This is a genomic window from Thermococcus sibiricus MM 739 (assembly GCF_000022545.1).
In the GTDB taxonomy this organism is placed as follows: Archaea; Methanobacteriota_B; Thermococci; order Thermococcales; family Thermococcaceae; genus Thermococcus_A; species Thermococcus_A sibiricus.
Window position 1 is genome coordinate 1,530,740 of the sequence record NC_012883.1, and the last position, 25,816, is coordinate 1,556,555.

Annotated in this window: 33 protein-coding genes; 12 read left to right on the forward strand and 21 right to left on the reverse strand. The window is 46.2% G+C overall.

From position 1 onward, the window contains the following. The first annotated feature begins 113 nt into the window (after nucleotides 1-113). Nucleotides 114-1,208, forward strand: coding sequence for an ACR3 family arsenite efflux transporter (gene arsB, locus TSIB_RS08285; protein WP_015849967.1), 1,095 nt, complete (start codon nucleotides 114-116; stop codon nucleotides 1,206-1,208). A gap of 73 nt (nucleotides 1,209-1,281) precedes the next feature. Then, the gene (locus tag TSIB_RS08290; RefSeq protein ID WP_048160544.1) at nucleotides 1,282-1,872 is read left to right on the forward strand and encodes a SagB/ThcOx family dehydrogenase; all 591 of its coding nucleotides are present in this window, start codon (nucleotides 1,282-1,284) and stop codon (nucleotides 1,870-1,872) included. On the opposite strand, the gene TSIB_RS08295 is transcribed toward TSIB_RS08290, so the two are convergent. The 3 genes from TSIB_RS08295 to TSIB_RS08305 all read right to left on the reverse strand — a co-directional run bounded on the left by TSIB_RS08295 (nucleotide 1,869) and on the right by TSIB_RS08305 (nucleotide 5,041). After that, the gene (locus tag TSIB_RS08295; RefSeq protein ID WP_015849969.1) at nucleotides 1,869-2,222 is read right to left on the reverse strand and encodes a hypothetical protein; all 354 of its coding nucleotides are present in this window, start codon (nucleotides 2,220-2,222) and stop codon (nucleotides 1,869-1,871) included. The genes TSIB_RS08290 and TSIB_RS08295 overlap by 4 nt on opposite strands. 70 nt (nucleotides 2,223-2,292) lie before the next feature. Further along, the gene (locus TSIB_RS08300) at nucleotides 2,293-2,598 is read right to left on the reverse strand and encodes a thioredoxin family protein (RefSeq protein ID WP_015849970.1); all 306 of its coding nucleotides are present in this window, start codon (nucleotides 2,596-2,598) and stop codon (nucleotides 2,293-2,295) included. 43 nt (nucleotides 2,599-2,641) lie between these two features. Continuing rightward, nucleotides 2,642-5,041 carry a heavy metal translocating P-type ATPase gene (locus tag TSIB_RS08305; protein WP_015849971.1) on the reverse strand — a complete coding sequence of 800 codons (2,400 nt, stop codon included), beginning with the start codon at nucleotides 5,039-5,041 and terminating at the stop codon, nucleotides 2,642-2,644. 120 nt (nucleotides 5,042-5,161) lie between these two features. Between TSIB_RS08305 and TSIB_RS08310 the strand changes: the two genes are divergently transcribed. Continuing rightward, on the forward strand, nucleotides 5,162-5,764 hold the full coding sequence (locus TSIB_RS08310; RefSeq protein WP_015849972.1) for a TRASH domain-containing protein: 603 nt from the start codon (nucleotides 5,162-5,164) through the stop codon (nucleotides 5,762-5,764). Here TSIB_RS08310 and TSIB_RS08315 read toward each other — a convergent pair. Genes TSIB_RS08315 through TSIB_RS08325 form a run of 3 tightly spaced genes read right to left on the reverse strand, consistent with a single transcriptional unit; the run spans nucleotide 5,723 to nucleotide 7,243 of the window. Then, the gene (locus TSIB_RS08315) at nucleotides 5,723-6,469 is read right to left on the reverse strand and encodes a cytochrome C biogenesis protein (RefSeq protein WP_148206186.1); all 747 of its coding nucleotides are present in this window, start codon (nucleotides 6,467-6,469) and stop codon (nucleotides 5,723-5,725) included. The two genes, TSIB_RS08310 and TSIB_RS08315, sit on opposite strands and share 42 nt — an antisense overlap. A 23-nt stretch (nucleotides 6,470-6,492) precedes the next feature. Next, nucleotides 6,493-6,846 (reverse strand): hypothetical protein, encoded by a 354-nt coding sequence (locus tag TSIB_RS08320; RefSeq protein ID WP_015849974.1) that lies wholly within the window; start codon nucleotides 6,844-6,846, stop codon nucleotides 6,493-6,495. Nucleotides 6,847-6,889: 43 nt separating this feature from the next. Further along, a complete protein-coding gene (locus TSIB_RS08325; RefSeq protein WP_015849975.1) occupies nucleotides 6,890-7,243 on the reverse strand; it encodes a hypothetical protein in 354 nt (117 codons plus the stop codon). Between the two features lie 152 nt (nucleotides 7,244-7,395). On the opposite strand from TSIB_RS08325, the gene TSIB_RS08330 reads away from it, so the two are divergent. Continuing rightward, on the forward strand, nucleotides 7,396-7,998 hold the full coding sequence (locus TSIB_RS08330) for a class I SAM-dependent methyltransferase (RefSeq protein WP_048160545.1): 603 nt from the start codon (nucleotides 7,396-7,398) through the stop codon (nucleotides 7,996-7,998). 17 nt (nucleotides 7,999-8,015) lie between these two features. Here the strand turns inward: TSIB_RS08330 and TSIB_RS08335 are convergent, their stop codons facing one another. The 7 genes from TSIB_RS08335 to TSIB_RS08365 all read right to left on the reverse strand — a co-directional run bounded on the left by TSIB_RS08335 (nucleotide 8,016) and on the right by TSIB_RS08365 (nucleotide 12,480). Continuing rightward, nucleotides 8,016-8,309 (reverse strand): SHOCT domain-containing protein, encoded by a 294-nt coding sequence (locus TSIB_RS08335; RefSeq protein ID WP_015849977.1) that lies wholly within the window; start codon nucleotides 8,307-8,309, stop codon nucleotides 8,016-8,018. Between the two features lie 207 nt (nucleotides 8,310-8,516). Further along, a complete protein-coding gene (locus TSIB_RS08340; RefSeq protein WP_015849978.1) occupies nucleotides 8,517-9,419 on the reverse strand; it encodes a DMT family transporter in 903 nt (300 codons plus the stop codon). 201 nt (nucleotides 9,420-9,620) lie between these two features. Further along, nucleotides 9,621-9,839 (reverse strand): heavy-metal-associated domain-containing protein, encoded by a 219-nt coding sequence (locus TSIB_RS08345; protein ID WP_048160546.1) that lies wholly within the window; start codon nucleotides 9,837-9,839, stop codon nucleotides 9,621-9,623. A 104-nt stretch (nucleotides 9,840-9,943) separates the two neighbouring features. Beyond that, nucleotides 9,944-10,318 carry a DUF302 domain-containing protein gene (locus tag TSIB_RS08350; protein ID WP_015849981.1) on the reverse strand — a complete coding sequence of 125 codons (375 nt, stop codon included), beginning with the start codon at nucleotides 10,316-10,318 and terminating at the stop codon, nucleotides 9,944-9,946. Nucleotides 10,319-10,320: 2 nt separating this feature from the next. Beyond that, nucleotides 10,321-10,713 (reverse strand): CoA-binding protein, encoded by a 393-nt coding sequence (locus TSIB_RS08355; protein ID WP_048160548.1) that lies wholly within the window; start codon nucleotides 10,711-10,713, stop codon nucleotides 10,321-10,323. A gap of 71 nt (nucleotides 10,714-10,784) precedes the next feature. Then, the gene (locus TSIB_RS08360) at nucleotides 10,785-11,642 is read right to left on the reverse strand and encodes an FTR1 family iron permease (protein WP_015849983.1); all 858 of its coding nucleotides are present in this window, start codon (nucleotides 11,640-11,642) and stop codon (nucleotides 10,785-10,787) included. 268 nt (nucleotides 11,643-11,910) lie between these two features. Further along, nucleotides 11,911-12,480: a peroxiredoxin gene (locus TSIB_RS08365; protein ID WP_048160550.1), complete on the reverse strand. Its 570-nt coding sequence runs from the start codon at nucleotides 12,478-12,480 to the stop codon at nucleotides 11,911-11,913. Between the two features lie 140 nt (nucleotides 12,481-12,620). Here TSIB_RS08365 and TSIB_RS08370 point away from each other — a divergent pair, with 140 nt between their 5' ends. After that, nucleotides 12,621-13,187 (forward strand): NADPH-dependent FMN reductase, encoded by a 567-nt coding sequence (locus tag TSIB_RS08370; RefSeq protein ID WP_015849985.1) that lies wholly within the window; start codon nucleotides 12,621-12,623, stop codon nucleotides 13,185-13,187. A 202-nt stretch (nucleotides 13,188-13,389) separates the two neighbouring features. On the opposite strand, the gene TSIB_RS08375 is transcribed toward TSIB_RS08370, so the two are convergent. The 6 genes from TSIB_RS08375 to TSIB_RS08400 all read right to left on the reverse strand — a co-directional run bounded on the left by TSIB_RS08375 (nucleotide 13,390) and on the right by TSIB_RS08400 (nucleotide 19,456). Continuing rightward, nucleotides 13,390-14,523, reverse strand: a complete 1,134-nt coding sequence (locus TSIB_RS08375; protein WP_015849986.1) for a SufD family Fe-S cluster assembly protein — start codon at nucleotides 14,521-14,523, stop codon at nucleotides 13,390-13,392. Continuing rightward, nucleotides 14,523-15,950, reverse strand: a complete 1,428-nt coding sequence (gene sufB / locus TSIB_RS08380; RefSeq protein WP_015849987.1) for a Fe-S cluster assembly protein SufB — start codon at nucleotides 15,948-15,950, stop codon at nucleotides 14,523-14,525. The genes TSIB_RS08375 and sufB overlap by 1 nt, the downstream gene beginning before the upstream one ends. Continuing rightward, nucleotides 15,947-16,672, reverse strand: coding sequence for a Fe-S cluster assembly ATPase SufC (gene sufC, locus TSIB_RS08385; protein ID WP_048160552.1), 726 nt, complete (start codon nucleotides 16,670-16,672; stop codon nucleotides 15,947-15,949). The genes sufB and sufC overlap by 4 nt, the downstream gene beginning before the upstream one ends. Before the next feature lie 164 nt (nucleotides 16,673-16,836). Next, nucleotides 16,837-17,358: a ferritin gene (locus TSIB_RS08390; RefSeq protein ID WP_015849989.1), complete on the reverse strand. Its 522-nt coding sequence runs from the start codon at nucleotides 17,356-17,358 to the stop codon at nucleotides 16,837-16,839. A 48-nt stretch (nucleotides 17,359-17,406) separates the two neighbouring features. Then, complete coding sequence (gene thiI, locus TSIB_RS08395; RefSeq protein WP_048160554.1) at nucleotides 17,407-18,498, reverse strand: tRNA uracil 4-sulfurtransferase ThiI; 1,092 nt, start codon at nucleotides 18,496-18,498, stop codon at nucleotides 17,407-17,409. 1 nt (nucleotide 18,499) lies between these two features. Further along, nucleotides 18,500-19,456, reverse strand: coding sequence for a ThiF family adenylyltransferase (locus TSIB_RS08400; protein WP_048160925.1), 957 nt, complete (start codon nucleotides 19,454-19,456; stop codon nucleotides 18,500-18,502). Between the two features lie 426 nt (nucleotides 19,457-19,882). Here TSIB_RS08400 and heR point away from each other — a divergent pair, with 426 nt between their 5' ends. Next, nucleotides 19,883-20,689, forward strand: a complete 807-nt coding sequence (gene heR, locus TSIB_RS08405; RefSeq protein ID WP_015849992.1) for a heliorhodopsin HeR — start codon at nucleotides 19,883-19,885, stop codon at nucleotides 20,687-20,689. Nucleotides 20,690-20,818: 129 nt separating this feature from the next. On the opposite strand, the gene TSIB_RS08410 is transcribed toward heR, so the two are convergent. Then, nucleotides 20,819-21,268: a flavodoxin family protein gene (locus TSIB_RS08410; protein WP_015849993.1), complete on the reverse strand. Its 450-nt coding sequence runs from the start codon at nucleotides 21,266-21,268 to the stop codon at nucleotides 20,819-20,821. Nucleotides 21,269-21,349: 81 nt separating this feature from the next. Between TSIB_RS08410 and TSIB_RS08415 the strand changes: the two genes are divergently transcribed. Beyond that, complete coding sequence (locus tag TSIB_RS08415) at nucleotides 21,350-21,766, forward strand: MarR family winged helix-turn-helix transcriptional regulator (protein ID WP_015849994.1); 417 nt, start codon at nucleotides 21,350-21,352, stop codon at nucleotides 21,764-21,766. After that, complete coding sequence (locus TSIB_RS08420) at nucleotides 21,763-23,142, forward strand: MATE family efflux transporter (RefSeq protein WP_015849995.1); 1,380 nt, start codon at nucleotides 21,763-21,765, stop codon at nucleotides 23,140-23,142. Before TSIB_RS08415 ends, TSIB_RS08420 begins: the two co-directional genes overlap by 4 nt. Before the next feature lie 48 nt (nucleotides 23,143-23,190). On the opposite strand, the gene dmpI is transcribed toward TSIB_RS08420, so the two are convergent. Continuing rightward, a complete protein-coding gene (gene dmpI / locus TSIB_RS08425; RefSeq protein ID WP_015849996.1) occupies nucleotides 23,191-23,394 on the reverse strand; it encodes a 4-oxalocrotonate tautomerase DmpI in 204 nt (67 codons plus the stop codon). A gap of 164 nt (nucleotides 23,395-23,558) precedes the next feature. Here dmpI and TSIB_RS08430 point away from each other — a divergent pair, with 164 nt between their 5' ends. From TSIB_RS08430 to TSIB_RS08445, 4 genes are read left to right on the forward strand one after another with little or no spacing between them, the layout of a single operon-like run. After that, nucleotides 23,559-23,765, forward strand: coding sequence for a hypothetical protein (locus TSIB_RS08430; RefSeq protein ID WP_048160556.1), 207 nt, complete (start codon nucleotides 23,559-23,561; stop codon nucleotides 23,763-23,765). A gap of 2 nt (nucleotides 23,766-23,767) precedes the next feature. Next, nucleotides 23,768-24,097, forward strand: a complete 330-nt coding sequence (locus tag TSIB_RS08435) for a hypothetical protein (protein WP_015849998.1) — start codon at nucleotides 23,768-23,770, stop codon at nucleotides 24,095-24,097. A 59-nt stretch (nucleotides 24,098-24,156) separates the two neighbouring features. Continuing rightward, a complete protein-coding gene (locus TSIB_RS08440; RefSeq protein WP_048160557.1) occupies nucleotides 24,157-25,407 on the forward strand; it encodes an urease accessory protein UreH domain-containing protein in 1,251 nt (416 codons plus the stop codon). Between the two features lie 12 nt (nucleotides 25,408-25,419). After that, nucleotides 25,420-25,773, forward strand: a complete 354-nt coding sequence (locus tag TSIB_RS08445; RefSeq protein WP_015850000.1) for a DUF302 domain-containing protein — start codon at nucleotides 25,420-25,422, stop codon at nucleotides 25,771-25,773. Nucleotides 25,774-25,816 lie beyond the last annotated feature (43 nt).

Below are 25,816 nucleotides of genomic sequence, written 5' to 3' on the forward strand. Positions count from 1 at the left end.
CGCTATAGTCTATATAGATCAACACATATGAATTAAATTTCATTTTAAGTTCCACCTTTGGTTTTGAAAAGACTTTTATATGAAATTCGACTCATCTCAAAAAGGGTGGAAAAATGGAAAAGAAGGGACTAGGATTTTTTGAAAAGTACCTCTCAATCTGGGTTGCCCTCTGTATAATCGCGGGGATAGCGCTTGGAAAATTTATGCCTTCAGTGTCACAGGCTCTTTCAAAGTTCACGGTTGCTAACGTTAACATCCCGATAGCCGTCCTGATATGGGCCATGATATACCCGATGATGGTTAAAGTGGACTTTTCAGCCATAAAGAACGTCCATAAGGGGCAGATGCTCAAGGGACTTATCGTAACCTGGGTCACAAACTGGCTGATCAAACCTTTCAGCATGTTTCTGATAAGCTCTTTCTTCATAGGGATCCTGTTTTCTGCAAAGCTCGGCCTCATAGATGTTTCACTCGCCAAAGAGTACATAGCCGGTGCAATACTCCTCGGAGCAGCACCATGCACCGCAATGGTCTTCGTGTGGAGCTACCTCGCGGACGGCGACCCTCTCTACACGCTCGTCCAGGTTGCGACCAACGACATCATAATCCTCTTCGCCTTCGCCCCGATAGTCGGCTTCCTCATGGGATTAAACAAGATCCCTGTCCCCTATGAGACACTCCTCATCTCCGTGGTTCTCTTCGTGGTCATTCCCCTAACGGCCGGCTACATCTCAAGGAGACATATTCTCAGGACAAAGGGGCCCGAGTGGTTTGAAAAGAATTTCCTTCCAAAGTTGAGCACGGTTTCCATAGTGGGACTCCTCCTAACACTGATACTGATCTTCTCCTTCCAAGGCAACATAATCCTTGAGAACCCGCTTCACATAGTCCTCATCGCCATTCCACTCACGATACAGACATACTTCATCTTCGCCATCGCCTACGGCTGGGCGTGGCTCTGGAAGCTCCCGCACAAGGTGGCAGCTCCAGCCTCGTTCATAGGAGCGAGCAACTTCTTCGAGCTCGCTGTGGCAGTGGCTATAGCGCTCTTCGGCCTGGAGAGCGGGGCAGCGCTGGCGACAGTGGTCGGCGTCCTCGAAGAGGTCCCCATAATGCTCAGCCTTGTGTGGATTGCAAACAGGACGAGGCACCTCTTTACGGCGAAGTTCGAAGCCGGGAGCGCCGTGCCGACGCTTTCTGAGGAGTGATTGTCTCTCCACTTTTTCTTTTGAGGCAAAAACTTAATCAATGAAAATGCATTCATTAATTCTGGGATGTGCCATGAGGATTGAACTGCCTTCTCCAAGGCGTAAGGGTGAAATGAGTGTAGAAGAAGCAATAAACCTTAGGAAAAGCATCAGGCGGTACAAGGCCGAACCTCTAACACTCGAACAGGTTTCTCAGATACTTTGGGCTGCCTACGGGATAAACGCCCATGGAAAGAGGACTTCTCCGAGCGCAGGCGCGTGCTATCCTTTTGAAGTCTACGTGGCGGTTTCGAACGTCGAAGGCCTTGAGCCCGGATTCTACCACTACGACGGCAAAAACCATGCTCTCGAACTAATACGGGAAGGAAACTTAAACGGCCCATTAGCAAAAGCATGTCTCAATCAAAGGCACGTTGAAATCGCACCGATAAACATCATAATCGTTGCTCACTACGAGAGGACGACGAGGAGATATGGAGAGAGAGGATACAGATACGTGCACATAGATGCCGGCCACATGGGGCAGAATATCTATCTGCAGGTTACCGCTTTAGGCCTAGGAACCGTTGCTGTGGGAGCCTTTAGAGACAAAGAAGTCAAAAAAGTAATAGATGTACCTGGAGATCCATTGTACATCTTCCCGGTTGGAGTTCCAGAAAGTTAGAGCTCACTAACCTCGTAAATGAGTCTATCTTCTTCCTCTTTCACCAATTTTGCCTCGTAGCGTTTTATCTGCCCGTTGGTGTTTACCTCCATGATTACCTTCTTAGGGGCAAACTTTTCATCCGTGCTGAACTCCTTTGTCTCTATCGCCTGGGTGAAGAAGTCGCCATTCCTCTCGAACTTGAAGACGAGAGTATCTCCTTCAAGCTGATACTCTTTGTAAACTGCTCCACCCATTCTAAAAGTGGCTTTAAGGGCCACGTAACTACCGGTTTCCTTTAAGCCCAGCACATAAATCCCTCCAGCTACTCCAAGCAAAACCACTACTAAAGCTGCAAAAACTTTTCTCATAATGTTTCACCTCAGTTTATTTTCCCCTAAAAACATAAAAAGGTTCTGAAAGCTTCAAATGGATTTGAAGCTAACACTCATGGAGCTCTTCAATTTTCGCCAAGACTTCTTCTTTGCTCCTTATTAGGTTCTGTCTTGCAACTTCTTTACCGTCCTTGAGATAGACAAGCGTGGGGACGTTCAAAACCTCAAAACGCTTCACAATATTACTCCATTTTTCAGCGCCCACATGAATAAACCTTATTTCAGAAAACTCTTCGCTTACCTCTTCCATAAAGCTCTCTACTAATCTGCACGGCGGACAGCCCTGAATTGAAAACCAGAGCACAACCTTTCCCCTATTGAAATCAATCTTTCCATCATATTCGTGAATCATGTTCGCACCACCATAATTTTGTCTTCAAAAAATAAAAAGGTTGTCAAATCTTGACCCGCTTGAGCATGAGGGAGTTAGCAACTACGCTTACACTACTCAGACTCATCGCCCCAGCCGCCCACTCCGGCTGGAACGTTATTTCAAAGAGCAAGAAGGCGAGCCCGGCCGCGAAGGGTATCAGTATGGTGTTGTAGAACATAGCCCAGAATATATTCTGCTTTATCTTTCCAATGGTCTTCTGGCTAAGTTTTATCGCCTTGACCACGTCCTTTGGATCGTTTTTGACCAGCACTATGTCACCGCTCTCCATCGCTATGTCCGTAGCATTTCCAACGGCTATACCAACATCTGCCTGCGCTAGGGCGGGGGCATCGTTTATGCCGTCTCCGACGAAGATTACTATCTCCCCCTTCTCCTGGAGCTTCTTAACCTCACCCGCCTTATCCTGAGGCAGGACCTCGGCCAAAACGTAGTCAACCCCCAGCTGCTTTGCTATCGCATTCGCAGTCCTCTTATTGTCGCCGGTGATCATGCCAACCTTCTTGTCCATTCTGTGGAGCTCCTCTATGACCTCCTTCGCACCCTCTTTTATCGTGTCCGCGATGCCTATTATTCCAACTATCTTGCCATCTATGGCAACTATTATAGCCGTCTTTGCCTCATCTTCGAGCTTTTGGAGCTCTTCTTCCACATCTTCCACTGAGTAGCCTTGTTCGGTCATGAGCTTCCTGTTGCCAGCCAGTACTTCCCCTCCTCCAACGACCGCTCTAACTCCTTTACCGGTTATTGCCTCAAATTCCTCCGGCTCTTCAAGCCCAAGGCTCATCTCCTGGACCTTTTTCACGAGTGCTTCTCCAAGGGGGTGCTCGGAGCGCTTCTCAGCGGATGCAACCAGTCTCAAAAGCTCCTTCTCGTCCATTCCAAAGGTTATCACATCAGTAACCTCTGGCCTACCCTTTGTGAGCGTGCCTGTCTTGTCGAAGAGCACAACCGTTGCCTTTCTCGCTATTTCAAGCGCTTCGCCGTTTTTGATGAGTATTCCCATCTCCGCCCCCTTACCGATACCGACGGTTAAAGCCGTTGGAGTCGCCAGACCGAAGGCGCACGGGCAGGCAATAACGAGGACGCTAAGCAGTGTCGTGAACCCGAACACCAGAGGCTTGCCCGCTATGAAGTACCAGTAGGCAAAGGAGAGCAAAGCGATCACTAGTACCGCAGGTATGAAATATGTCACCACGGTATCCGCGAGTCTCTGCACAGGGGGTCTTGTGTTTTGGGCCTCCTCGACAAGCTTTATTATCTGGGCAAGGAGTGTATCCCTCCCGACTTTTTCCGCTTTAATTTTTAGGACCGAATTCTTGTTTATGGTCCCGCCGATGACCTTGTCTCCGAACTTCTTGAGGCTGGGAATCGGCTCACCGGTTATCATGGACTCGTCAACGTAGCTCTCGCCCTCAATGACAACGCCATCCACTGGAATCTTCCCGCCGGGCTTCACTATGACGATGTCCCCAACTTTAACTTCGCTTATCGGGACCTCAATTTCCTTTCCGTCCCTTACAACGGTGGCCTTCTTTGCCTGAAGCCCTATAAGCTTCTTTATCGCCTCGCTCGTTTTTCCCTTCGCTCTCGCCTCAAGGAAACGACCGAGGAGCAAAAATGCCATGAGAAGAACGCTGGCCTCGTAAAAGTTGAACTCCCTGGGAACCAGGCCGAACGTTGCCAGGACGCTCGTCAGGTAGGCCGAGCCTATGCCGAGGGCGTACATGACCTCCATATTGAGGGTTTTGTGCTTGAGCGAAGAGTAGGCTTTCTTGAAAATGCCCCTGCCGGCGTAGGCTATCGCCATGGTCGCAAGGATAAACTGGACGTAGATCAGGTTCTCAATGTGGATCCCGAACCTCTTAAGCTGCATGGAGAGAAAGAGTGGTATTCCGACACCCCAGGCAATAAGAAGGTTGCGCTTCATCTCTTTGAGATGCCTCTCCCGCACCTCCTTCTCTATATCACGCGTTTCCTCACCCTCTACGCCCAAAAAATCATATCCAACACCCTCAATGGCTCTTCTAATGTCTTCAACATCGACAGACGAAGGATTGTAGGATATCCTCGCTGTTTCTGTCGCGAGGTTGACGCTCACATCGAGAACGCCGGGCAGTTCGTCAATTGCTTTTTCAACAGTTTTGGCGCACATGGCGCACGTCATCCCGCCGACTTTGACCACTACATTCTTACGCTCCCTTATCACCTCGTAGCCAACATCTTCTATGGCCTGAATTATCTTATTCAGACTGACCTTTGACTCGTCAAAGTCAACGAAGACGGTCTCGCTGTTTAGGTTTGCCTTTGCCGTCTTTACTCCCTCCAGTTGGGACAGGGCTATCTCTATGGTTTTAACGCACATAGCACAGGTCATGCCATTGACTTTAAGAGTGATCTTCATTATTGCCACCAATATTTACTCTTCAGCAGAACTTATGTGTATTATCCATGTCAAAATGCAAATTTTAACCGAATATTTTTTATATTTTGATAAACAACATCCAGATGAAGGTGTGTTAACATGACCAAGCTGGATGATCTGGACCTGAAGCTCATATACCTCTTGCTGGACAACGCGAGGCTCAGCATATCGGAGCTTGCTGAAAGGCTCGGCATCAGCAGGCCAACCGTCAAATCCCGACTGGAGAAGCTCGAAAAGGAAGGCGTTATCCGGGGATACACAATAAAGCTTAACCCCGAGCTCCTGAGGGCACACAATGTTGTGGCACTGATAGTTAAGACAGAAAAACCGGAAAAAATGGACGAGCTTGAGGAAATAATTGAAATAAACCGCTTCACGAGCACTAAGTACCTCATAAAGGTCGCCGTGAATAGTATGGAAGACCTCAAACGAGTTATTGAAGAAACCAGTGTTGAGGTCATTGAGGTAATGCCGATCCTTGAGGGCAGGGAAAAGAGACTCAAGCCCAAAATAAAGGTGCCCTTCAAGTGTGATTACTGTGGAAAAGAGATAATTGGAGAGCCGATAGTCCACAAATATCACAACAAAGTCTACTTCTTCTGCTGTCCAACGTGCCTGAGAGAGTTCAAGAGGACAAGGGAGAACATAGAAAAGTTCAAGCTAAAAGAAGAAGACAAAGTAGAGCACGCTCACGAGCACTAAGACAAGACCCATCGCCAGATCTCCCCGTCCACTCATTTTTGAAAGCTTATTAACTGCTCCACTAAGCTTACCGTATTTATTCCCATAGTGAAAGCCTAAGGTCACTAAAGCCAGAGGAAGGACGGATATCCCAACAAACATGCCTAAAAGGGCAGCTCTAATACTAAAGGAGAACCCATCAGATAACAGAGACGTTACTAAAAGATATGAAGGTAGAACACATGAGAGGGATAGAAATGACATTACACCTCCAACTAAGAAGGCACTTGCTGGTGAAGTAGCCTTTTCGAGAATCCTGTTGCTTTTTTCTCTTAATGGATTGCTTGTAGATATCTTTACGTATCCGAGGGAAGAGAGTATCTTATATAGTCCTACTGCAATTCCAAAAGCCACAACAAAATGTCTCAAGAACAAAAATTTTCCGTGGAGACTCATCAAAGCAGAGGCTATAACACTGTATCCAAGAAAAGCACCCGCTGTAAATGAAAATCCAACTTTGAGGACTCTATTTTCATCAACTAAGGCTATCATTGAGAGAAGGAACACTATCATCAGGAAGATAGATGGTCTCAATGCATTTAAGATTCCAAGAGCTATCACTGAAAGTGTCGTCAACCCTGTAAACTCCGTGAACTCAGAGATAGGCTCAGCGAGAGCATTTTTAGCCATCAGAGCAAACAAGAATAGAGTAAAGACCTTTTTCATTGTTATCACCTAATCATGAGCAATCAATGCTCCATTGAAGGCCTGCTTGTACGGATGATTTTCACTGTTGAATTGTTTTTCATAGATATATTAACGTTATCCCCCTTGGAAAGGCATGGTACCTCTATGGGATGTGTGTAGCGTACCTTCAAAATCTCCCCGTTAGCATTGATTATTGCAGTGCAGGTGAGCTTTGTATAATCATTATTTGGTATGCAGTCTGTATCTGCCAAAACCAGCGCTTTTTGGACATTAAGGACTTTACCTTCTACTAAATAACCAGTAAAAACATCTCCTTCCTTAGGAGTTAAAGAAAAATAGTATGATAAAAATAGCAAAAACAAAAGTAAAACTCCAAAAAAGAGGGATTTCCTCATAATATCAGCCCCTTAAAAACATAAATGAAAAGAATTATGGAATTCATTCATTTTCTTCCTCCTCTTCAATCCCCATATACCTCTCGCAGGTCTCGTGCATCTCTTTCCAGCCTTCGCCCATATACTTCTCCATTATTGGCTCCATACCTTTTTTCATCTCCTCGTGCATTTCGGCGAAGTCGCCGCTGGCCATGTGCTCTTCCGTTTCCTGATACATCTCGTCATCCATCATGCCGTGAACCATCATTCCACCCTGTATATGACCCGTCATTGGCCCAAATCCGTTCCAAAGACTATCCCTTTCACTCTGGTCAGGTGCCCCCGAATGAGCCAGACTGTAGGGGATCGCGATGATTACTCCAATTATGAATCCAATTAGCAGTGATTTCCACTCCATCTTAAATCACCTCCTGTTATCCAAATATTATATAAAGGGGGATGTTAATTAGGGTTATTATTTTCAATATGGCAACTAAAAAACTGATTCTTTGTTGGAATGGAAGAGTAAGTTTAATTGAATTTCATAAATATAATAAATAGGTGAAAATCATGAACCCAGCAAAAAGATATGATAAATTTTCAAAAATTTATGACATCTTCGAGAGCCCAATGGAAATGATGGCGTTTTCAAAGTACCGAAAGAAAGCGTTGAGCCTGGTTAAGGGCAAAGTTCTCGAAATAGGTGTTGGAACCGGAAAGAACCTGCTCTACTATCCTCCCGATGTTGAGGTGGTTGGTATAGACTTCAGCAGTGGGATGCTCGAAAAGGCCGAGGAGAAGAGAAAAGAGCTCGGTTTGAAAAACGTTAAGCTCCTTCTGATGGATACCCAAAATATGGAATTTGATGACAACACTTTTGATACCGTAGTCAGCACTTTTGTGTTCTGCACCGTTCCCGACCCAGTTAAAGGGCTGAAAGAGGCCTACAGGGTCTTAAAGCCTGGAGGCAGGACAATATTTTTAGAACATATGAAAAGCCAGTCAAAGCTTTTAAACGTCCCCCTTTACCTCATGGAGCCGTTCATAAAAACGCTGCTTGGCACGTCGCTACTCAGAGAAACTCAAAAGAACATTGAAAAAGCCGGCTTTAAGATAGAGAAAGTTGAGAACCTATTCTTTGATATTGTGAGGCTGATTGTAGCAACAAAATAAATTCAAAAAGAGAGCCTTCAGCCCCCTAAGAGCTTCCTTTTTCTTCTCTCGTACTCATCGTCGTCTATTTCACCCCTTGCGTATTTCTCGTCAAGTATCTCAAGCGCTCTCTTTTTCGATGTACTGCCTGAACTCTGGTCGAGTATCCACCTAATGAACCACGCCACTCCCGCTATTATCGCACCCCAGAACAGGAGCATGAGGATTGCTCCGAACCACCCAAACCAGCCAAATCCCATCATGTGATGCCACCCCCATTCTCCATCTCCAGCATGGGCCAGAATCTCTCGTCCTAAACTTTCAAACATCATTTTGATTGCCTCAAATACTACTTAGTGGTAAAGGATATAGGGTTTATTATTGCAACATCAAAAATTTTCTTGGTGAATTTTCTCAGAATGGAATGACTCTTCCATTAATTAATGATGTTTTGCAGGAACGATGTTTAAAATTTGGGTTCAGGTGATCAAGATAGTGGGTTCTGATTGACATACCACGTCTGGAACGCTATGAAACAATTATTCCAGAGACAATATATACACCCCAATGAACATCAAAACGCCGAAAAATGCCTTAACTGTCGTGAAGCTCTCCCCGAGAACCAAAAAAGCAAAAATGGCACCCACTAAGGAAGAGGTTGAAAAAATTGCCCCCGTTTTCATTGCTCCGATCTCCCTCAAAGCGAACAGAAACAGCACGAGGGAAAAGCCTATGCTGAAGGCACCGACCGTGAACACGTAGGGAATGCTCTGAAGCGGGACATGGAGAGAAACCTCAACCAGAGATGCCAGAATTAACAATGCAGCTCCCCCAAACAGTCCCTTCAGCGAGGTTACTAAGAACAGATCCCTCTTAACGCTCAGCAGCTTGCTCAAGTTGTTGTCTATGGCCCAAGAAAGGCCCGCCAGGAGTATCAAGATATTCCCGAGGAGGCCCTTACTAAGCTCTACTTCCCTGAAGTTTTCCGTGGAGATAACAACGGTCCCGATTAGGATTAGGAGAATTCCAATTCCACTTCTCCGCGATGCTTTTTCCTTAAAGACTAAAAGGGCTATTAAAACCGTGAATAACGTTTCGGTGTTGAGAAGCAAAGACGCATTAACGGCCGTCGTGTTGTTCAGACCGAACATGAACGAGAGAGGTCCCAGAAAGGAGCCGAACAGAACCACAAAAGCTAGTATCACGATATCCCGCCCTGAAAAGGATTCTTGAGTTTTAACGCCAGATTCAAACTTTTTGAGGATTCTCTCTTTGACCGGGGTGAATCTAAGAAGCATCAACACTATCCCTGCGGTCAGATAAACGCTCCCTGCTACCACCATTGGATGGACATCTCTAAGGGCGATTTTATTCAGCGTTGAGCTTATTCCAAAGAGGAAAGCTGCTAAAACTGCGCTCACATAGCCGTAGTGATGCGTCATGGGAAAGAATACAAAAGAGGGAGTTATAAACGTATTTCACACGAAAAATATAAGAGTAATACAAAGTTGCATCATTTTGAGCAGAGTAGCACCAATCAAAAAGTATGACAAGATATCTTTGAAAACGTCTGTTTTGAAAGGAGTTGCTTTATGAAAGGTTAGAAAAAAGCTTAAGATTAGGAAAAAGAAAAGTTAAATTCCTCAACAGCCCCCTTCACCTATCTCAACCTCGTAGCCGTAGCGCTTTATCGCGTTGATAATATCATCCAAGGTGACCTTTCCGGGGTCAAACTCAACTACCGCCTTCTTTTCTTCGAGGGTGACCTCGCCCTTCGCTCCAACGCGCTCGATGGCCTTAGTTATCCTCATGACGCAGTGCTTACAGCTCATGTTTGGTATCTTCAAAACCGCCTTTACCATTGGCATCACCAAAATCATCTTGGAATGGGACTTTTATGGGACTTATTCTTTACAAAATGGAAAAATTGGAATGAAGAATCTTTAAATATTGAAAACTCATGAGACTAAAGGGTCTTTATTATTTTTATCACCCTCTCCTCCATGGGCCTCATTAGTTCCACCACTCTCTCCCCCGCTATTTTCCAGGCCACACTCGGCAATGTGACGCCGAGGTAGTTTCCATCCTCGCGCCTATAACCGAAGCCTGTGCACGGAAACAAAGCCCCAATGTTGGGGTCTATTTTTACAAGCTCCGCCACGAGTTCCTTGTCGCATATGAAAAGGAGGTGGTAGTCCGCAACTATTCCATCTTCCCTCTCCACGATTGCCACTGGAATTCTTTCCCCTATGAGGAGAAAGCCCTCCTCCTCAAGCCTCTTCTTGAAGCGCTCCCATACGAAGTCCAAGTCTTCTTCAAATTTTCTCACGTAGTAGAACACCCTCACACCTCCAGGAACATCTTCCTGTCGCCGGTTTCCACCATTATGCACCTGCCGAAGCTGTACTCAACTCCAGCCTTCTCCAGGAACTCTCTTATCTCCTCGCTCTCCGCTCCCGGCTGGAACCAGAGTTTTTTAAACCCGGCCTCAACAGCTTCCTTCGCCACCTGAATGCCAACTTTGGGAGGGAGAACAAAAACTATCACATCAACCTCTTTTGGAATTTCTTTAACGCTCCTGTAACACTTCAGCCCCTCTATTTCGTCGTAGTTCGGGTTGACGGGAAGAACCTCAAAGCCCTTGTTGATGAGGTCTTTCAGGATTATGTTGCCGTACTTGGTCGAATTCTTAGTAGCTCCGACGAGTGCTATCTTCTTAAACTCTTTGTGGTTCATTTTTCTCACCAAATCTGAATCGAAATTCACCTTTTTATACGTTGCTGGACAAAAATGGGTAAAAGAAGGACTCAGCTCTTGCTCTTCAACCTAGAGCTCTGAGGAGCCAATGAAGGTTCTTTCTTATACGCCCTCAGCACGAGATAAAGGGCAACTAGGAGGTAGCCGAACTGGACTAGGACTCTTCCCCACTCCATCTTCACGGAGTAACCGAAAAGCACCGCGAAGATCGAGCCTATTGCGCCTTTGTGATGGAATACGCTGTCCTTGGGTATGCCGAGGTCATAGGCCGGTTCCTCAATGAAGCCGAGGTGCATGCCCTCTTCTTCAGCCCATTCTATGAGTTCGTGGGTGCCGTAGCCCGCCAGCCCTGCCGCAACTAACACCAGCAGGATCGAGCTGTAGTAAAAGAACGTCCTTAAGTTTATGCGCATTCCGACACCATAGATTAGATACGCGAGGATCAGAGCACTTATCGAGCCCAATAAGAGACCTGCCAAAGTGCCTCCTAAGTCTTGAGTTGCAAAAGGGGTTAGGAATAGCACCGTTTCAAGACCCTCCCTGAAGACCACTACGAAGGTAAAGACTATCAAAGCGATAGAACTTATCGCTTCGCCTACTTTTCTTTCTATCTCTGCTTTGAGGTTTTTCCCCTTGGTGGCCATCCAGTAAATCATGCTCGTGAGCACTATTACAGCTAGGTAGGAGGCTATGCCCTCGAAGAGCTCCTTTTCAGCCAGGCCTCCGTAGAGCTTAAGAATCACCGCTCCAAGGACTATGCTCACAAGCACCGAAAGCCCGACTCCAGTCCATACGTCTTTAATCTGCTTCTCTCTGCCCGTGCGTCTGAGGTACACAATTATTATCGCCACTATTATGGCCGCCTCAAGGGCCTCTCTAAAGGTTATGAGGAAAGCTCCAACGTTCATGGATTCACCCCCAATCTTTTAGGCCAACCTAATATTTGTAGGAGGACTTATGAGTTTTACCTTTGCCAAATTGAAATTTTGAGGAATTTGCAGGGAAGTTACGATGCTTCAAACGGGGTATACCATCTGCCAATCCAGCAAGGTTCGAATTTTGCACCTCTACAATATGAATTTCCATCCAATTTCCCAAAACTGTGAAAAGAAACGGGGATATTGGACAAATCGTGGCAGAAATGCCGTGGAAAAATTTACAAAATGGAAAAAACGGTCAAATCTTTCCTACCAGATCGAGGCTGACCTTAAGAGTCTCCTTACCGGGCTCCCAGCTGGCCGGGCAGACCTGACCGGGGTGCTCGCGAACGTACTTTGAAGCCCTGAGCATCCTCAGGATTTCCTTCGCACTCCTCCCTATGCTGTTGTCGTGGATGTGCATGCTGACAACCTTTCCGTCCGGGTCTATGATGAAGGTCGCCCTCCACGAAACGCCCTCGTCTTCGATGTAGGTGCCGAACAGGCGACTTATCTTCCCGGCCGGGTCGGCGAGCATCGGGTACTTTATCTTCTTTATCGAGGGTGAAGTGTCGTGCCAGGCCTTATGGACGTAGGCTGTGTCCGTTGAAACGCTGATTATTTCGGCCCCCTCCTTCTTGAACTCCTCGTAATACTTTGCCAGCTCCTCAAGCTCCGTCGGGCAGACGAAGGTAAAGTCTGCCGGATAGAAGGCGAGGATGACCCACTTGCCCCTGTAGTCCGAGAACCTGAGCTTTCCTATCTCGTCCTTCTCCGGGAAGTAGGCATTGGCTTCGAAGTCTGGAACCGTTTCTCCAACCATCACCATGATTTTCACCTCGATATTAATTAGGTTAACCTAATTTAAAAAGGTTGTCCTAACAAAATGAAAAATTTCGAGATTCAAAACTTTCCACTTCGAAGCCATAAATTTAAAGTCCAGAGAGTCAAAATTTCACCGGTGATAACATGAAGCTTAAGGTGATTCTCGGGACGGCAAGGGAAAGTAGGAAAAGCGAGAAAGTCGCAAACTACATCGTCAGAAAAGCCCAAGAACTCGATCTGAAAACCGAACTGATAGACGTAAAGGACTACCTCTTAGCATACACGCACCGCTGGAAGATAACGCCCGAGATGGAGAGGTACAGGAAAAAGATAATCGAGGCAGATTCCCTCATCATAGTCGCCCCCGAATACAACGGGAGCTATCCGGGGGAGCTGAAGATCCTCCTCGACACAATCTACGACGAGTACGAGGCCCTGCCGGTGGGAATTGTCACCGTGTCTGTCGTCACCGGTGGGATGAGACTCCTCCAGGAGCTAAGGCTCGCGGCCTTGAACTACAAAATGCTCCCCGTCGGGCAGGTCCTCTTCTACAACGTTGACGACCTGTTCGAAGACGAAGAACTGAAAGACAAGAAGTACAAAGAAAGGGTAGAACGGCTTTTGAGAGCACTTGAGAAGTACGCTAAGGCGCTGAAGCCGATAAGAGATGAGGTGAGAGAAAAGCTTAGGGAAGAGACGGAGCGAGTTTAACCCCCATTTCACTTTTGCTCTGCCCATAACTGACCTCCTCCCCGCCGTGAACGGCGAGGGTTCCAACGAGTTAACCCCTCGCTAGTGACGGGGAGGTAAACTGTCCTCGGAACTCTGTACTTTTCAAGTTTAAAAAATCCGCCAGTTCCTACAAATGGGTCCGGGGAACCGGATAATAGAAATGAAATAGAAAACACTCCGCTCACAACAGCCCTTCAGTGAGCCCTCTTACACTGCTCCTTGCCTTTGACCTTAATTTCTCAAGGTGGTCGCTTAAAGCCTCCCCGATGCCGTGCACAAAGAGGCTCAGCGCTTCTTTCCTCGTCAGTCCGCGGGCACGGAGGTAGAAGAGAGCGTCCTCGTCGAACTGAGAAACGCTCGAAGAGTGCGACGCGGCCTCGATATCTCCGGTATCAACCTCAAGCATAGGCACACTGACGCCAAGGGAGCCCTTGTCCATGGTAATAACGTGGGAGCTGACCTCGCTCGAAGAGCCCCTGGCCCCTTCAAAGACCTTTGCAACACCCCTGTGGACAGTCCAACCGTTCTGGTAGGCGAAACCATGAACTCTCGTCTCGCCCACAGTCCTTTCCCCGTACTGAAGGACATTGGTAAGGTAGTCAACAGCCGAGCCTATGCCTATTGGCATCCCTCTCAGTACGAGCTCGCTTCCCTTTCCCTCGAGGGAGTAGTCCTCGCGATGGTGGCTCATTTTACCTCCGCTGATAATGGTGAAAGCTTTGACTCTTGTCCCTCCTCCAAGGCTCGCTCTCAAGAGGTAATGCGACAAGCTTTTGTGTTTTCCGACAGTAAGTAACTCAAGCTCGGCCTTTCTTGCCTTGAGCTCAATAACAAAGGATTTTACTCCTTCTTCGGTCATGTCGTAGATTATTATCGGGACCTTGACGTTCTCGGCCTCGATGTTGATGTGGTGGCTTATGAATACCTTCTCCGAGAGGTGGGAGACTATAACAAGCGGCTCTACCAAGTCCTCAGTGATCCTCAACCGGTAGGCTCTCTTGAGGACGTAGAAGTGGAAGCCGAGTATCCTTGACTCCTCTGGTTGGGAAAGCCCCAGAGTCCCCTCGCTCAGCTCAACACCCTTAGGAAGGTCAAACTTCGTCCCGCTTCCAGACAAAAGCACGTTGGCTTTGATTCTAACTTCTCCTGCCTTTGCCTCGGTCGGAAGCCTGAGGGGCGAGTTCTCTTCGAAGAGCTTCCACTTTGTATAGCTCTTAATCGTAGGGCTGTCGCCGTACTTCTGGTAAGTGAGCTCCTCAAGTGCCTCCTTAGTGATTGAAGGAACGTGCTCGTTAGAGAACTCATCAGAGCGCATTAGCCAACACCCCCAACCTCGCTGAACTCAAGCTCTATGACCTTCTTGAGCACCTCGACGTACTCGAAGGGCAGTCCTTCGAGGATTTCACTTATGAAGCCGAGCACTATGAGGCTCTTAGCTTCCTCCTCCTTTATTCCCCTGGCATTGAGGTAGAAGAGCTTGTCCTCGCTGAGCTTTCCGGTGGTTGCCTCGTGGATTATGCTCGCGCTCGGCTCGTCGTTCTGGTTGTGCGGGTATGTGTAGGCCCTGCTCTCCCCGTCGAGAATTAGTGAGTCACAGGAAACCGTCGCTGTTGAGTTCTCAGCACCCCTGGCTATCCTAACGAGACCGCGGTAGATGTTTATTCCTCCGTTGGCGCTTATGCTCTTGGAGACTATCTTTGAACTGGTATTCTTGCCTACATGAAAACTTTTTGCACCAGTATCTTTCATAAATGGGCCATTGCTAAGTGAGACAACATACTGAGCAGTTCTCGAGTAATCACCTTTTAGAACGCTGGAAGGATACGTATATGTTATCATGCTCCCAATACTTCCTTCAATCCACTCTACGTAGGCATTATCCTCTATAATGGCCCGCTTGTTGTTGAAGTTTATCACGTTGCGACTCCAGTTCTGTATCGTGGTGAACTTTACCGTGGCGTTTTTGTGGGCATATATCTCGACCATTCCGTCGTGGAAGGAGAAACCCTTATACATTGGAGCCGAACAGCCCTCTATAAAGTGAACATAACTCCCTTCATCTGCCACAAGAAGAGTATGCTCGAATTGTCCCTCTAGGGCGGAACCTATGACAAAGAACGCCTCAATCGGGAATGGGACTCTAACTCCCTTCGGTATGTATACGAACGCTCCCCCACTCCATAAGGCGTGGTGCAAAGCTGAAAACTTGTGCTCTCCCGGGGGAAAGACTTTTCCAAAGTATTTCTTAACTAGGTCGGGGTATTTCTTCACAGCTTCTTCCATCGGGAGCATTATGATACCCTTCTTCTCGAACTCTTCCTTGAGCTGGGAATAAACGCTCTCACTATCAAATACTGCTGTCAGTCCAGAGAGGAACTTCTTCTCTATCTCGGGGATGTTCAGCCTTTCAAAGGTCTTTCTGATGTTCTCGGGCAGGTCGTCCCAGTCTTTCACTTCCTTCTGGAGCTCAGGCTTTGTGTAAAGGATTAGATTGTCTAAGTCGAGCTCTTCAATACCGACGACCCACTTTGGCATTGGAAGCTTCTCGAAAACCTCTAACGCCCTTAACCTGTGTCTGAGCATCCACTCAGGCTCTTTCTTTATCCTTGAAAGCTCCTCCACAGTATCCCTGCTTATCTTTCCCTTCAGTTCTATCTCCTTTGGATATGGAACGGCGGTGCCGAGTATCTCTTCAAGAGAACCAGCCTTCAAGATCTCCTCAAGCTTTGATTGATCACTCATACTGCCTCCACCGCCGCAAACCCCTTTTCCTCTATTATCTTTACCAGTTCAACACCGCCGGAAGCAACTATCTTTCCTTCCTTTATGACGTGCACCCTGTTGGGCTTGAGGTGTTCCAAAATCCTTCCGTAGTGGGTTATCAGGAGAATTGAAGTGCCCCCTTCATGAAGTTTGTTTATAACGCTGGCTATCATCTTCAGAGAATCAACATCAACTCCACTATCGGGTTCATCAAGAATAAGAAGTTTTGGTTTCACAAGATAGGCTTGTAGCATTTCCAACTTTTTCCTTTCTCCCCCAGAAAATCCAACATTTAAGAATCGTGTGAGTATTGAATCATCCAAACCAAGTTCCTGAACTGCAGCAAAAATAATTTCATAAGCTTGAATTTCATCAAGGTTTTTGAGATTCTTCAATACTCTTTGCAAGAATTGAATAACCTTCACTCCCTCTACTTCAACAGGATGTTGAAAACTCAAGAAAACACCTCTTCTAACCCTTTCCTCAGGAGGCAAGTTAGTTATATCCTCTACATCAAAAATAATTCTCCCATCTATCACTTGATACTTGGGATGACCAGCTATCGTTAAGGCTAATGTTGATTTCCCGCTCCCGTTAGGACCCATTACAACGTGAAGCTCTCCATCATCAACGATAAGATTAATATCTTTGAGAATTTCCTTGTCCTCTGCTTTTACTTTTAGATTTTCAACTTTCAACATGACCATCACCGTCCATTATCGGTACATTTTTGTGTAAGAGAAAACCCTTTTAAAAGTTTTCTACCCAATAGTGGGTAATGAGAACTCACATAACAAGAGATCCAAACACTTTACTCAAAACTCAAAAATAAAAGTTTGAAAACAAGGAAAAACATGAAGCGAAATCATTCTCCCTGCATTAGAAGAGACGGGAGCTTTGGAGTCCTCGTGCCTAGTTCACTATCAAGCATGAACACTATCTGTGGGCTACCCTTGGCAAATTTAAGTTTATCGAGTACCTTTTTCACACTTGCCTCTTCCTCGACCTGCTCGTTGATGAACCACTCCAAAAATGCTCTTGTTGGATAATCTTTTTCTTCCTCAGCTAAAACGGCGAGCTCGTGTATTGATTTACTTATGAACTTTTCATGTTCATACGCTGCTTCAAACGCCTCTATTGGGCTTCCCCATTCTTTTGGGGGTTTTGGAATCTCGCTAAGTTCCACTCTTCCGTTCCTGTCGTAAATGTAGTTATAAAACCTCAATGCATGGCCTACCTCTTCTTCGGCCTGAGCCTTCATCCAGTTGGCAAAACCTTCAAGGTTTAAATCATCGAAATATCCAGCCATGGCAAAGTACAGGTATGCAGAATATATCTCTTTGTTTAGTTGCTCATTTAGAGCCTTAAGCATTTTTTCACTCAACATAACTACCACCACTCCTATTTTGATTTTAAAACTATTTAAGTCTTTAGTTCAAATTACGCCCTCTTTTTTCAGTTCAGTTCTTATCCTCTCAAACTCTTCTAATTTTCCTTGTGTTACAACTCTCTCAGGCCTGAAAGGACAATCACAGTAGGGATACTCCAAAAAGGCATCATAAGTTTTTATTTTTCTGGCTATAGAGACTATCTCTTCTTTATCAAAACCCAAGAGGGGTCTATGAACTGGAAAATCCACAGTAATAGTCTCAAAGTATAGGTTTGTTAAAGTTTGAGAAGCAACTTGACCGAGAGAGTCTCCCGTTACTATTCCAAGGGCCCCGTTCTCCTTTGCTACCTCTGCTGCTCTCCTAAGCATAGCAACCTTACATACAACACATGTCCACTCCCTTCTGTTAAGCTTGTTCAACGTAATCACGTAGGGTTTGAGAACTTCAAAATGATTCTCCACTATGAGCTCTATCGGCTCGGGGGAATAATCGCTGAGGATTTCCACGACCTTCTCAACTACCTTCCTTGCATTTTTTCCTTGGTCAAAGTGAACCGCTATTACTTCAGCTCCCCTTTTCAACATTAGAAAAGCTGCAACCGGTGAATCTATGCCTCCGCTCAAGAGAGCAACAACCTTTCCTTGCGTCCCTACGGGCAGTCCACCAACTCCTTCGATCTTCTCAAAGAACACGTAGGCCTTTCCGTTGATTATCTCTATGCCCACGGTAAGTTCCGGATTTTCTAAGTCAACTTTCCAACCGAATTCCTTCGCAATGAACGCCCCCACCTCTCTATTGACCTCAACGGAAGTCTTGAGAAAAGTCTTATCTAGTCTTTGAGTTTCAACCCTAAAGCTTCTTGGATTAAACTTTTTAAGAGCCTCTCTGAGGTACCCGGGGGCTTCATCATAACTCATGACCCTCGCAGGGGATACCGAAACTACTCCGGGGACTTTGGCTATTATCCAGGCCGCTTTGTCGGGGGCGTCAACGAGAATCCGCCCTCTTATTACTTTCACTTTTCCCGTTATGCCTTTTCTTTTTAGAATTTTCTCGATGTTCTCGGCCAGCTTTCTCTCAAATTCCCTTCTCTTACCTCGTTTTATCGCTATCTCACCGTATCTTACTATTATCACGTCAACCACCCAAGTATCTTGCAAATAGGTTCTTTGCTTCTCTTTCCTCCTCAGCCCCTCTAACTACCATCCTCCCGCTTTTGAAGACCAATATCTCGTAATCCTCATCTTCAAACTGAATAAACTGAGAAGTTTTTAGATATTCAATGCCAAGCTTTTCAAGCCTCTCTGCGAATTCATCGAGGTTTATGTTCATAGGCTCTGGGGGTGTTATCTGAATCGAGCCGTCGCAAAGCCTTTCTATCTTTATCCGCTTTTCCAAAAATGTAAATTCCCTTTTTACACAAGCTGGACATTCTTCTCTTCTAGGAACTTCAACTCTCTCGAACTCAAGTGTTTTCGTATCAAAGAATATTAACTCGCTTTTAATTTCTTCTCCCAAAAGGATTTTTGCAGCAAGGCCAACTGCTATAGAAGTAGCTAACGAAGGAACATAACTCATTATCCCAGCGACGGCACAGGTTGGCATTGGCCTTTCAGGAAGTTTCGGCATAAGACACCTAAAACAGGCTGTTTTTCTAGGAATTATCGGCATTATATTGCCATATGTACTCAAAACTCCCACATAAATCCATGGTTTGTTATTCTTTACGGCATAGTCGTTTATGACTTGCCTCGTGTATATGTTGTCTGTCCCGTCTATTATCAGATCGGCTTCGTCGAGAAGATTAACTGTTGATGGGTTCAGATCCTCAAAGTGCCCAATGACTCCAAACCTCTCCTTTAGAGCCTCGACCTTTGGCTTTCCCACATCTTCTTTGGTGTATATCGTCCTTGGAAGGTCGCTCTCATCTACAAAATCCCTATCCACAACGATTATCTTCCCCACTCCAAGCTTGTGGAGAAAGTAGACCTCCCAACTACCCAGCGCGCCGGCTCCAACCACTGTGACGGTACTCTCGCTTAGCTTTCTCTGCCCCTCGATTCCTATGATCGGGAAGTGCCTTGAAAAGTCCATCTTTACATCCACGTACACCACCACTGTGAACTTGGTAGGGTGGGATAAAAAGGATTTTGGAAACTAAAGGTTGCATGATTCCTAGGGGTGCCTCCCTACCCTAAAGGGCAAGGCTTGAAAAAGAAAAAGTCACAATAAAAATGGGTGATTAAAATTCATCGCTTCAGTCCCAAGCGATGCTTTTTGGACTTTCGGCAGAGGAGAGACCTTCCCTGGGGCATCCTCCGACTGGTCAAAAATTTCGAACTAGTAAAATATCGGGAGCTGAGTACCACTACCTGATGCTCCTAAAACCCATGGCATGAAATGTCGAGTTCCTTCAACAAGAGAGCTTCGCCGTCTTCGAGCTGGGCGACTTCTTCGCGCATAACCCCGGCCAAAAACCCTAAATACCATCACCACGATTTTATTGGTTGAGGTGAGTTTATGGACTCGGGAGAAAATGAAGAAGCTGTTTTTAAGCGATTAAGGAGAATGAACATTATAGCCGGCATACTACACGCCATAACCGGCGTTTCAATGCTGGCCTTGGGCTTCCTGCTGGAGTGGGAGCGCTCGGTTTACACATTCTACCTGAAGTACGAGATCATAAGGGAAGGCGGAAAGCTGGCTTTCAACATCTACCCTGAACCTCGGGTGTTCTTCACCCTGAAGTACCTGGGTGTGCTGGTGGCCCTCTTCCCGCTGATGTCCGCGGTAGCGCACTTCACGGTGGCCGGCCCGAAGTTCGATAAATACGTGGAGAACCTGAAAAAGGGCATGAACCCCTACCGCTGGTATGAGTACACCCTCTCCAGCTCCGTGATGATAGTGCTGATTGCCCTCTTCATCGGTGTCGTGGACTTCTGGTCGCTGGTTATGATATTCACGCTCAACGCGGTGACGATGCTCCTCGGTTACTTGATGGAGCTCCTCAACCAGTACACGGAGAAGACCAACTGGTCGCCGTTCATCATCGGCTGGATATCCGGGATAGTGCCGTGGATAGTCCTGTTCGCTTACTTCTTCGCCGCCGTTTCAGTGGCCGAGGCAAAGCCCCCAACGTTCGTCTACCTGATATTCTTCATCTACTTCATCCTGTTCAACATTTTCCCGTTGAACATGTACCTGCAGTACAAACGCGTTGGAAAGTGGAAGGACTACCTCCACGGCGAAAAGGTCTACATAACCCTGAGCCTGGTCGCGAAGACCCTCCTTGCATGGATAGTGTTCGCGGGGGTCTTCTCGCCGTGAGCTCTTTTCCATTTTTGCAGCACTTATACCATATCCGTCGCGAGTTTTCCGTAATAATCTGCAGAGGGTAAACCCAGTTTCCGGCACGATAGATGTTCGGTATTGGTGTAAAGACGCAAGTAATTGTAATCAGGTCTCCAGTTCCTCCATGAGCTCTTTTATTCCCTCATCGAGCTTTTTCCTCATTAAGATCTTCTTGAGGACGGGCTTCTTTTCCAAAAGCTCTTCCATCTGCTCAAGGCATTTTCCCGCCCTTCCCTCACACGTGCAGAAAAAGGCAGCGTTTTTAATCTTATCTTTGTTCTGGAGCAAGTAAGTCCTTATGGCGGGAGTTACTCTTCCGTTCCAGACAGAAGTCCCGATTATCACGAAGTCATACTCGGAAGGGTCCTTCTCAAACTCTATTTCCGTTGTTTTACCTCTTGTTGCATCGTAGCCGGCCCTCAGAAAGCCAAGAATGCCTCTTCGGGACTTTTTATCTATTACCTCATCAACATCGGCGTTAAGAGCTTTAGCAATCTCTTGGGCGACTCTTTTTGTGGTTCCACTCCGTGAATAGAATACAACGAGCGTTTTCATGAATATCCCCAACTAAAATCATCCTTATGGTTAATATGTGTTTCTGAGAAAAATTTTAAAGTCAAAGTTTCAATTGAAACTATGCCCGCAAAGAGTGAAAAGGCATGCGACCTCATATCGGAACTCTACTGGGTCATGAGAAAGGCCTTTGAGGAGAGGCTCGAGGAGTTAGGAGTTACGTTCCTTGAGTTCAAAGCCCTAGTGCACCTGAAGAGTGCAAAAACTCAGAAAGACCTCCTAAAAGAGATGAACGTCTCCAAATCAACGGCTTCAAAGGTGCTTTCTTCCCTTGAGAGAAAGGGAATTGTGAAAAGAGAACGCAGGGGAAAGGCATATATCGTTGAGCTAACGGATAAGGGCCTTGAGGTGCTAAAGGCTATTGAGGAAGCTGGAAAGGAGCTTGAGGAAAAGATGTTTGCCCAAATGACGAGCAAAGAAAAATCCGAGTTCCTATCTCTCCTTAAAAAGGCAATAGACGGACTGGAGGTGAGCAGATGAGCGAAAAGATGACAAAGGGTGTGCAGATTTTAAGAGGCGACCCGAAAAAGGCCATAGTCAAGCTCTCAATCCCAATGATGATAGGAATGTCTGTGCAGACAATATACAATCTCGTTGATGGAATATGGGTTTCCGGCCTCGGCCCCAACGCTCTGGCCGCTGTGGGACTCTTCTTCCCGGTCTTCATGGGAATTATAGCACTCGCTGCAGGACTTGGTGTAGGTGCGAGCTCCGCAATAGCGAGGAGGATAGGGGCCAGGGACAAGGAAGGGGCCGACAACGTCGCCGTGCACGCCATCATTCTCTCGGTGATTCTCGGCGTGGCCATACCGCTCACCATGCTCCCCACGATAGATTCACTATTCATGTCAATGGGTGCCAGAGGTGAGGCCGTTGATCTGGCCATAGCTTATGCAAGGGTGCTCCTCATAGGGGCCTTCGTGGCCGTCTTCAGCAACGTCGGAAACGGCATCCTGAGGGGAGAAGGGGATGCAAATAGGGCAATGCTCGCGATGGTGCTCGGTTCGGGCCTCAACATGATCCTAGACCCAATATTCATCTACACCCTTGGCTTCGGCGTCGTTGGTGCGGCTTACGCGACCCTGCTTTCGATGATGGTTACTGCCCTCTTCATCGCCTACTGGCTCTTCGTCAAGAGGGACACCTACGTGGACATAACGCTCAGGGACTTCTCGCCGAGCCGAAAAATCCTCAGGGACATACTGCGCGTCGGCCTTCCAGCATCGCTCTCCCAGCTCTCCATGTCCATAGCTATGTTCTTCCTCAACCGCGTTGCGATAATGGCTGGCGGGGAAAACGGCGTTGCCGTCTTCACGAGTGCCTGGCGCGTCACGATGCTCGGGATAGTCCCGATACTGGGAATGGCCACTGCAACGACCGCCGTCACCGGAGCGGCTTATGGAGAGAGGAATATCGAGAAGCTCGAAACAGCTTACCTCTACGCCATAAAGCTTGCTTTCATGATAGAGCTCGGGGTGATCGCATTCATAATGGTCTTCGCTCCGCAGGTGGCATATCTCTTCACGTATTCCGAGGCCGCCCAGGTGATAAAGCCCGAGCTGATCTCTGCCCTTAGAACGCTCCCCATATTCCTAGTTCTAACGCCATTCGGTATGATGACCTCGGCGATGTTCCAAGGTATAGGAGAGGGTGAGAAGTCGCTCGTTTTAACCATCTTCAGAACTCTCATCATGCAAGTCGGCTTTGCTTACCTGTTCGTACACTACACTTCCTTCGGCCTCAGAGGAGTGTGGATTGGCATCGTGATGGGCAATATGGTAGCAGCACTTACCGGGTTCACCTGGGGAAGGTTGAAGGTAAAAGCGTTGAAACGGGTTTTTCACGGCTCCGCTTAGCCCTTTTATTCAATTGTCAATAAAGCCAAAAAGAAAAGAGAGTTCAAATCAGCCTTTTCTCTTAGCTATCGCATCCGAGAGAAGTTCCCCATCAACGCCCACATTCTCAAGCTCGTTCTCGTGGATTATCACGGTCACGTGGTGTATCTTGTAGACTTCCCTGACGACCTCCGTTATTTTCTTCACGAGCTCTCTTTTGGTTTCCACATCGGCCTTCAGTCCCTCAATTATTATCGTGGGCATGGTTATCATCAAATTTATTTTTGTTTTATTATGTTTAAAAAGTCCTTGTTGGATTTAGAGTTAGCCCAAAGCAAAGGAAGTCGCAAATATTAAATATCTATCCAAGAAATTTTTCCATTTTGTAAATAGTAAGAGCCATAACTTCACTCTCATTAAAGGAAATGGGGATGGAAATGGACGCTAAAGTTTGTAAATTCTGTGCAGGAGAAAGACTCGAGGACATTGTTAAAAGACTTAAAGAGAGAAACTTTAACGTGAGCGTCGAGGAATGCATAGAGCTCTGCGCGAAATACGAATGCGGGAATATAAATGTCATAGCTGGAGAAAAAGAGATCTCTGTAAAAAGTTTTGAAGATTTCCTTAAAGCCCTGGAGGGTTAAAAATGGTAAAAGCTCTGATTATAATATCGAGCGCGGATGAAAAAGCTCTTGTAGGTTTTATGTGGGCTACCAATGCAATAAAGAACGGATGGACTCAGGACGTTGAGGTGATACTCTTCGGCCCGATAGAAAAGGCAGTCGCAAATGGAGATGAACGATTTGTACCATGGATCGAGAAACTCAGAGAGCTGGGAAAGGTTCCACTAGCGTGCAAACGGATAGCGGAGCTTGAAGGTTTTGAAACCTCCCTCCAAAAATACACAAAAGTGGAATATGTGGGAAAAACCATAGCAGAGCACTTAGAAAAAGGCTACGTACCAATGACTTTTTAGTGAAAAATTCTTCAAAAAAAGCCTTTTAATTTATTTTTCCATTTTTTATGGGTGGGAACGTGAAAAAAGCCATCATATTCCTTGTTGCACTTGTGATCTTTACAAATCTGGTAAGTGCAAATGCCATGACTTACGGAGAACTAAAGTTTTACAATCCTTCAAACGAGGAAGAACTCGAAGAATTGCTTTCAGCTCACGAAGGAGAATATTTCCTAGTCTTTTACCATTCGGAAACCTGCCCAGCCTGTACTTATATGAAGAACAACGTTTTTCCCACTGAAAAGGCCAGGGAAGTTCTGAAAGGCATTAACTTGATAACCATCGACGTGTATAGAGTACGAGGGCTCACAAATCTCAGATACAGAGTTTATGGTGAAGTTCTCGTCATCCAACCAGATAACACTGGTTATTACAGACCAAAGGAGAGAGGGGAAGTTGTAAACGTCGGCGTTCCCGGCACACCGACAATGGTAATATTCAAAGTTGAAAATGGGGAAAAGATTCTAAAAAGCATAGCTGTTGGGGCGTTAAACCCACAAGGCCTTGAGTTTTTCGTGCAAAATAGCATCGGGGATGAGAAACCAAAAGAAGAAAAAGAAAACTCTTCCAATATATCTCTCGTCCTTCTCCTCTCAATCTTCTCGGCTGGAATTCTGAGCGTATTTTCTCCCTGCGTCCTTCCCCTTATAGTGGGAACTTTTTCACTCCTTTTTGCAAAAAGAAGAGTTGAGGTTATTATAGTGGGTCTTGTGATGTCTTTCTCTTTACTCGGGGCTTTGGCTGGCGTCTTGGGCTCTTACATTGTCCAGATTAGAGGAGCTCTCTATTTTATAGGCGGTCTCGGATTCATCTTCGTTGGAGCTTCTTTGATAAGTGACACCATCAATCAAAAGTTTACCAGCTTCATACCTCATCCCTCGGAGAGAGTTTACTCAAAAAATGGACACATTTACGACTTCCTGTTGGGTTCTGCACTTGGGGTTACTTGGATTGGATGTATAGCTCCATACGTCGGGTTTGCAGTTATTACAGCAGCCCTCAGTGGGAGCATCTTAAAGGGGATAATAATAATGAGCGTTTACGGATTGGGAATTGGTCTCACAATTTATCTGCTTCTAAGTTCAAAAGATCTGGCAGAGTGGATAAACAAAAAGTTCCTTTCGGGCAAGATCAGCCTCAACGAAGGTAAAAAAGCCAGATGGGAGAAAATCTTAGGAATTGTGATTATTCTTTTCGGACTTCTAATGCTCACCGAGCTTACACCGCTCAAGCTCTGGAGTAGGATATTCGAAGAGCTCGCAAAACTTTAAGGAGGTCGTAGAATGTTTAGATACAGAAGAAAGGTTGAAATGTCTCTAAAGGATGCCGAAGAAAAACTGAAGGCAGAACTTGAAAAGAAGGGCTACAAAGTCGTTCTTGAGTTTACTCCAAGCGACGTCGTGAAGGCCAAGCTCGGCGTTGATATGGAGCCATACAAGATTCTTTATGTTTGCAATCCAAAGAAGTTCTACGAGATGACGAAGGCAGAATACGAGATAGGTTCATTTGCTCCCTGCCCAGTACTGCTTTATGAAAAAGATGAAAGTGTATACATCGCTATAAAAACAACAAATGAAATCGTGGATGTAATTAAAGAACCTCTTGAGGACGTTAGAGCTGTTATAGATTCTCTCTAACTTCTTTTCCACAATTTTAATAAGGTTAAAATACAAAATTTAA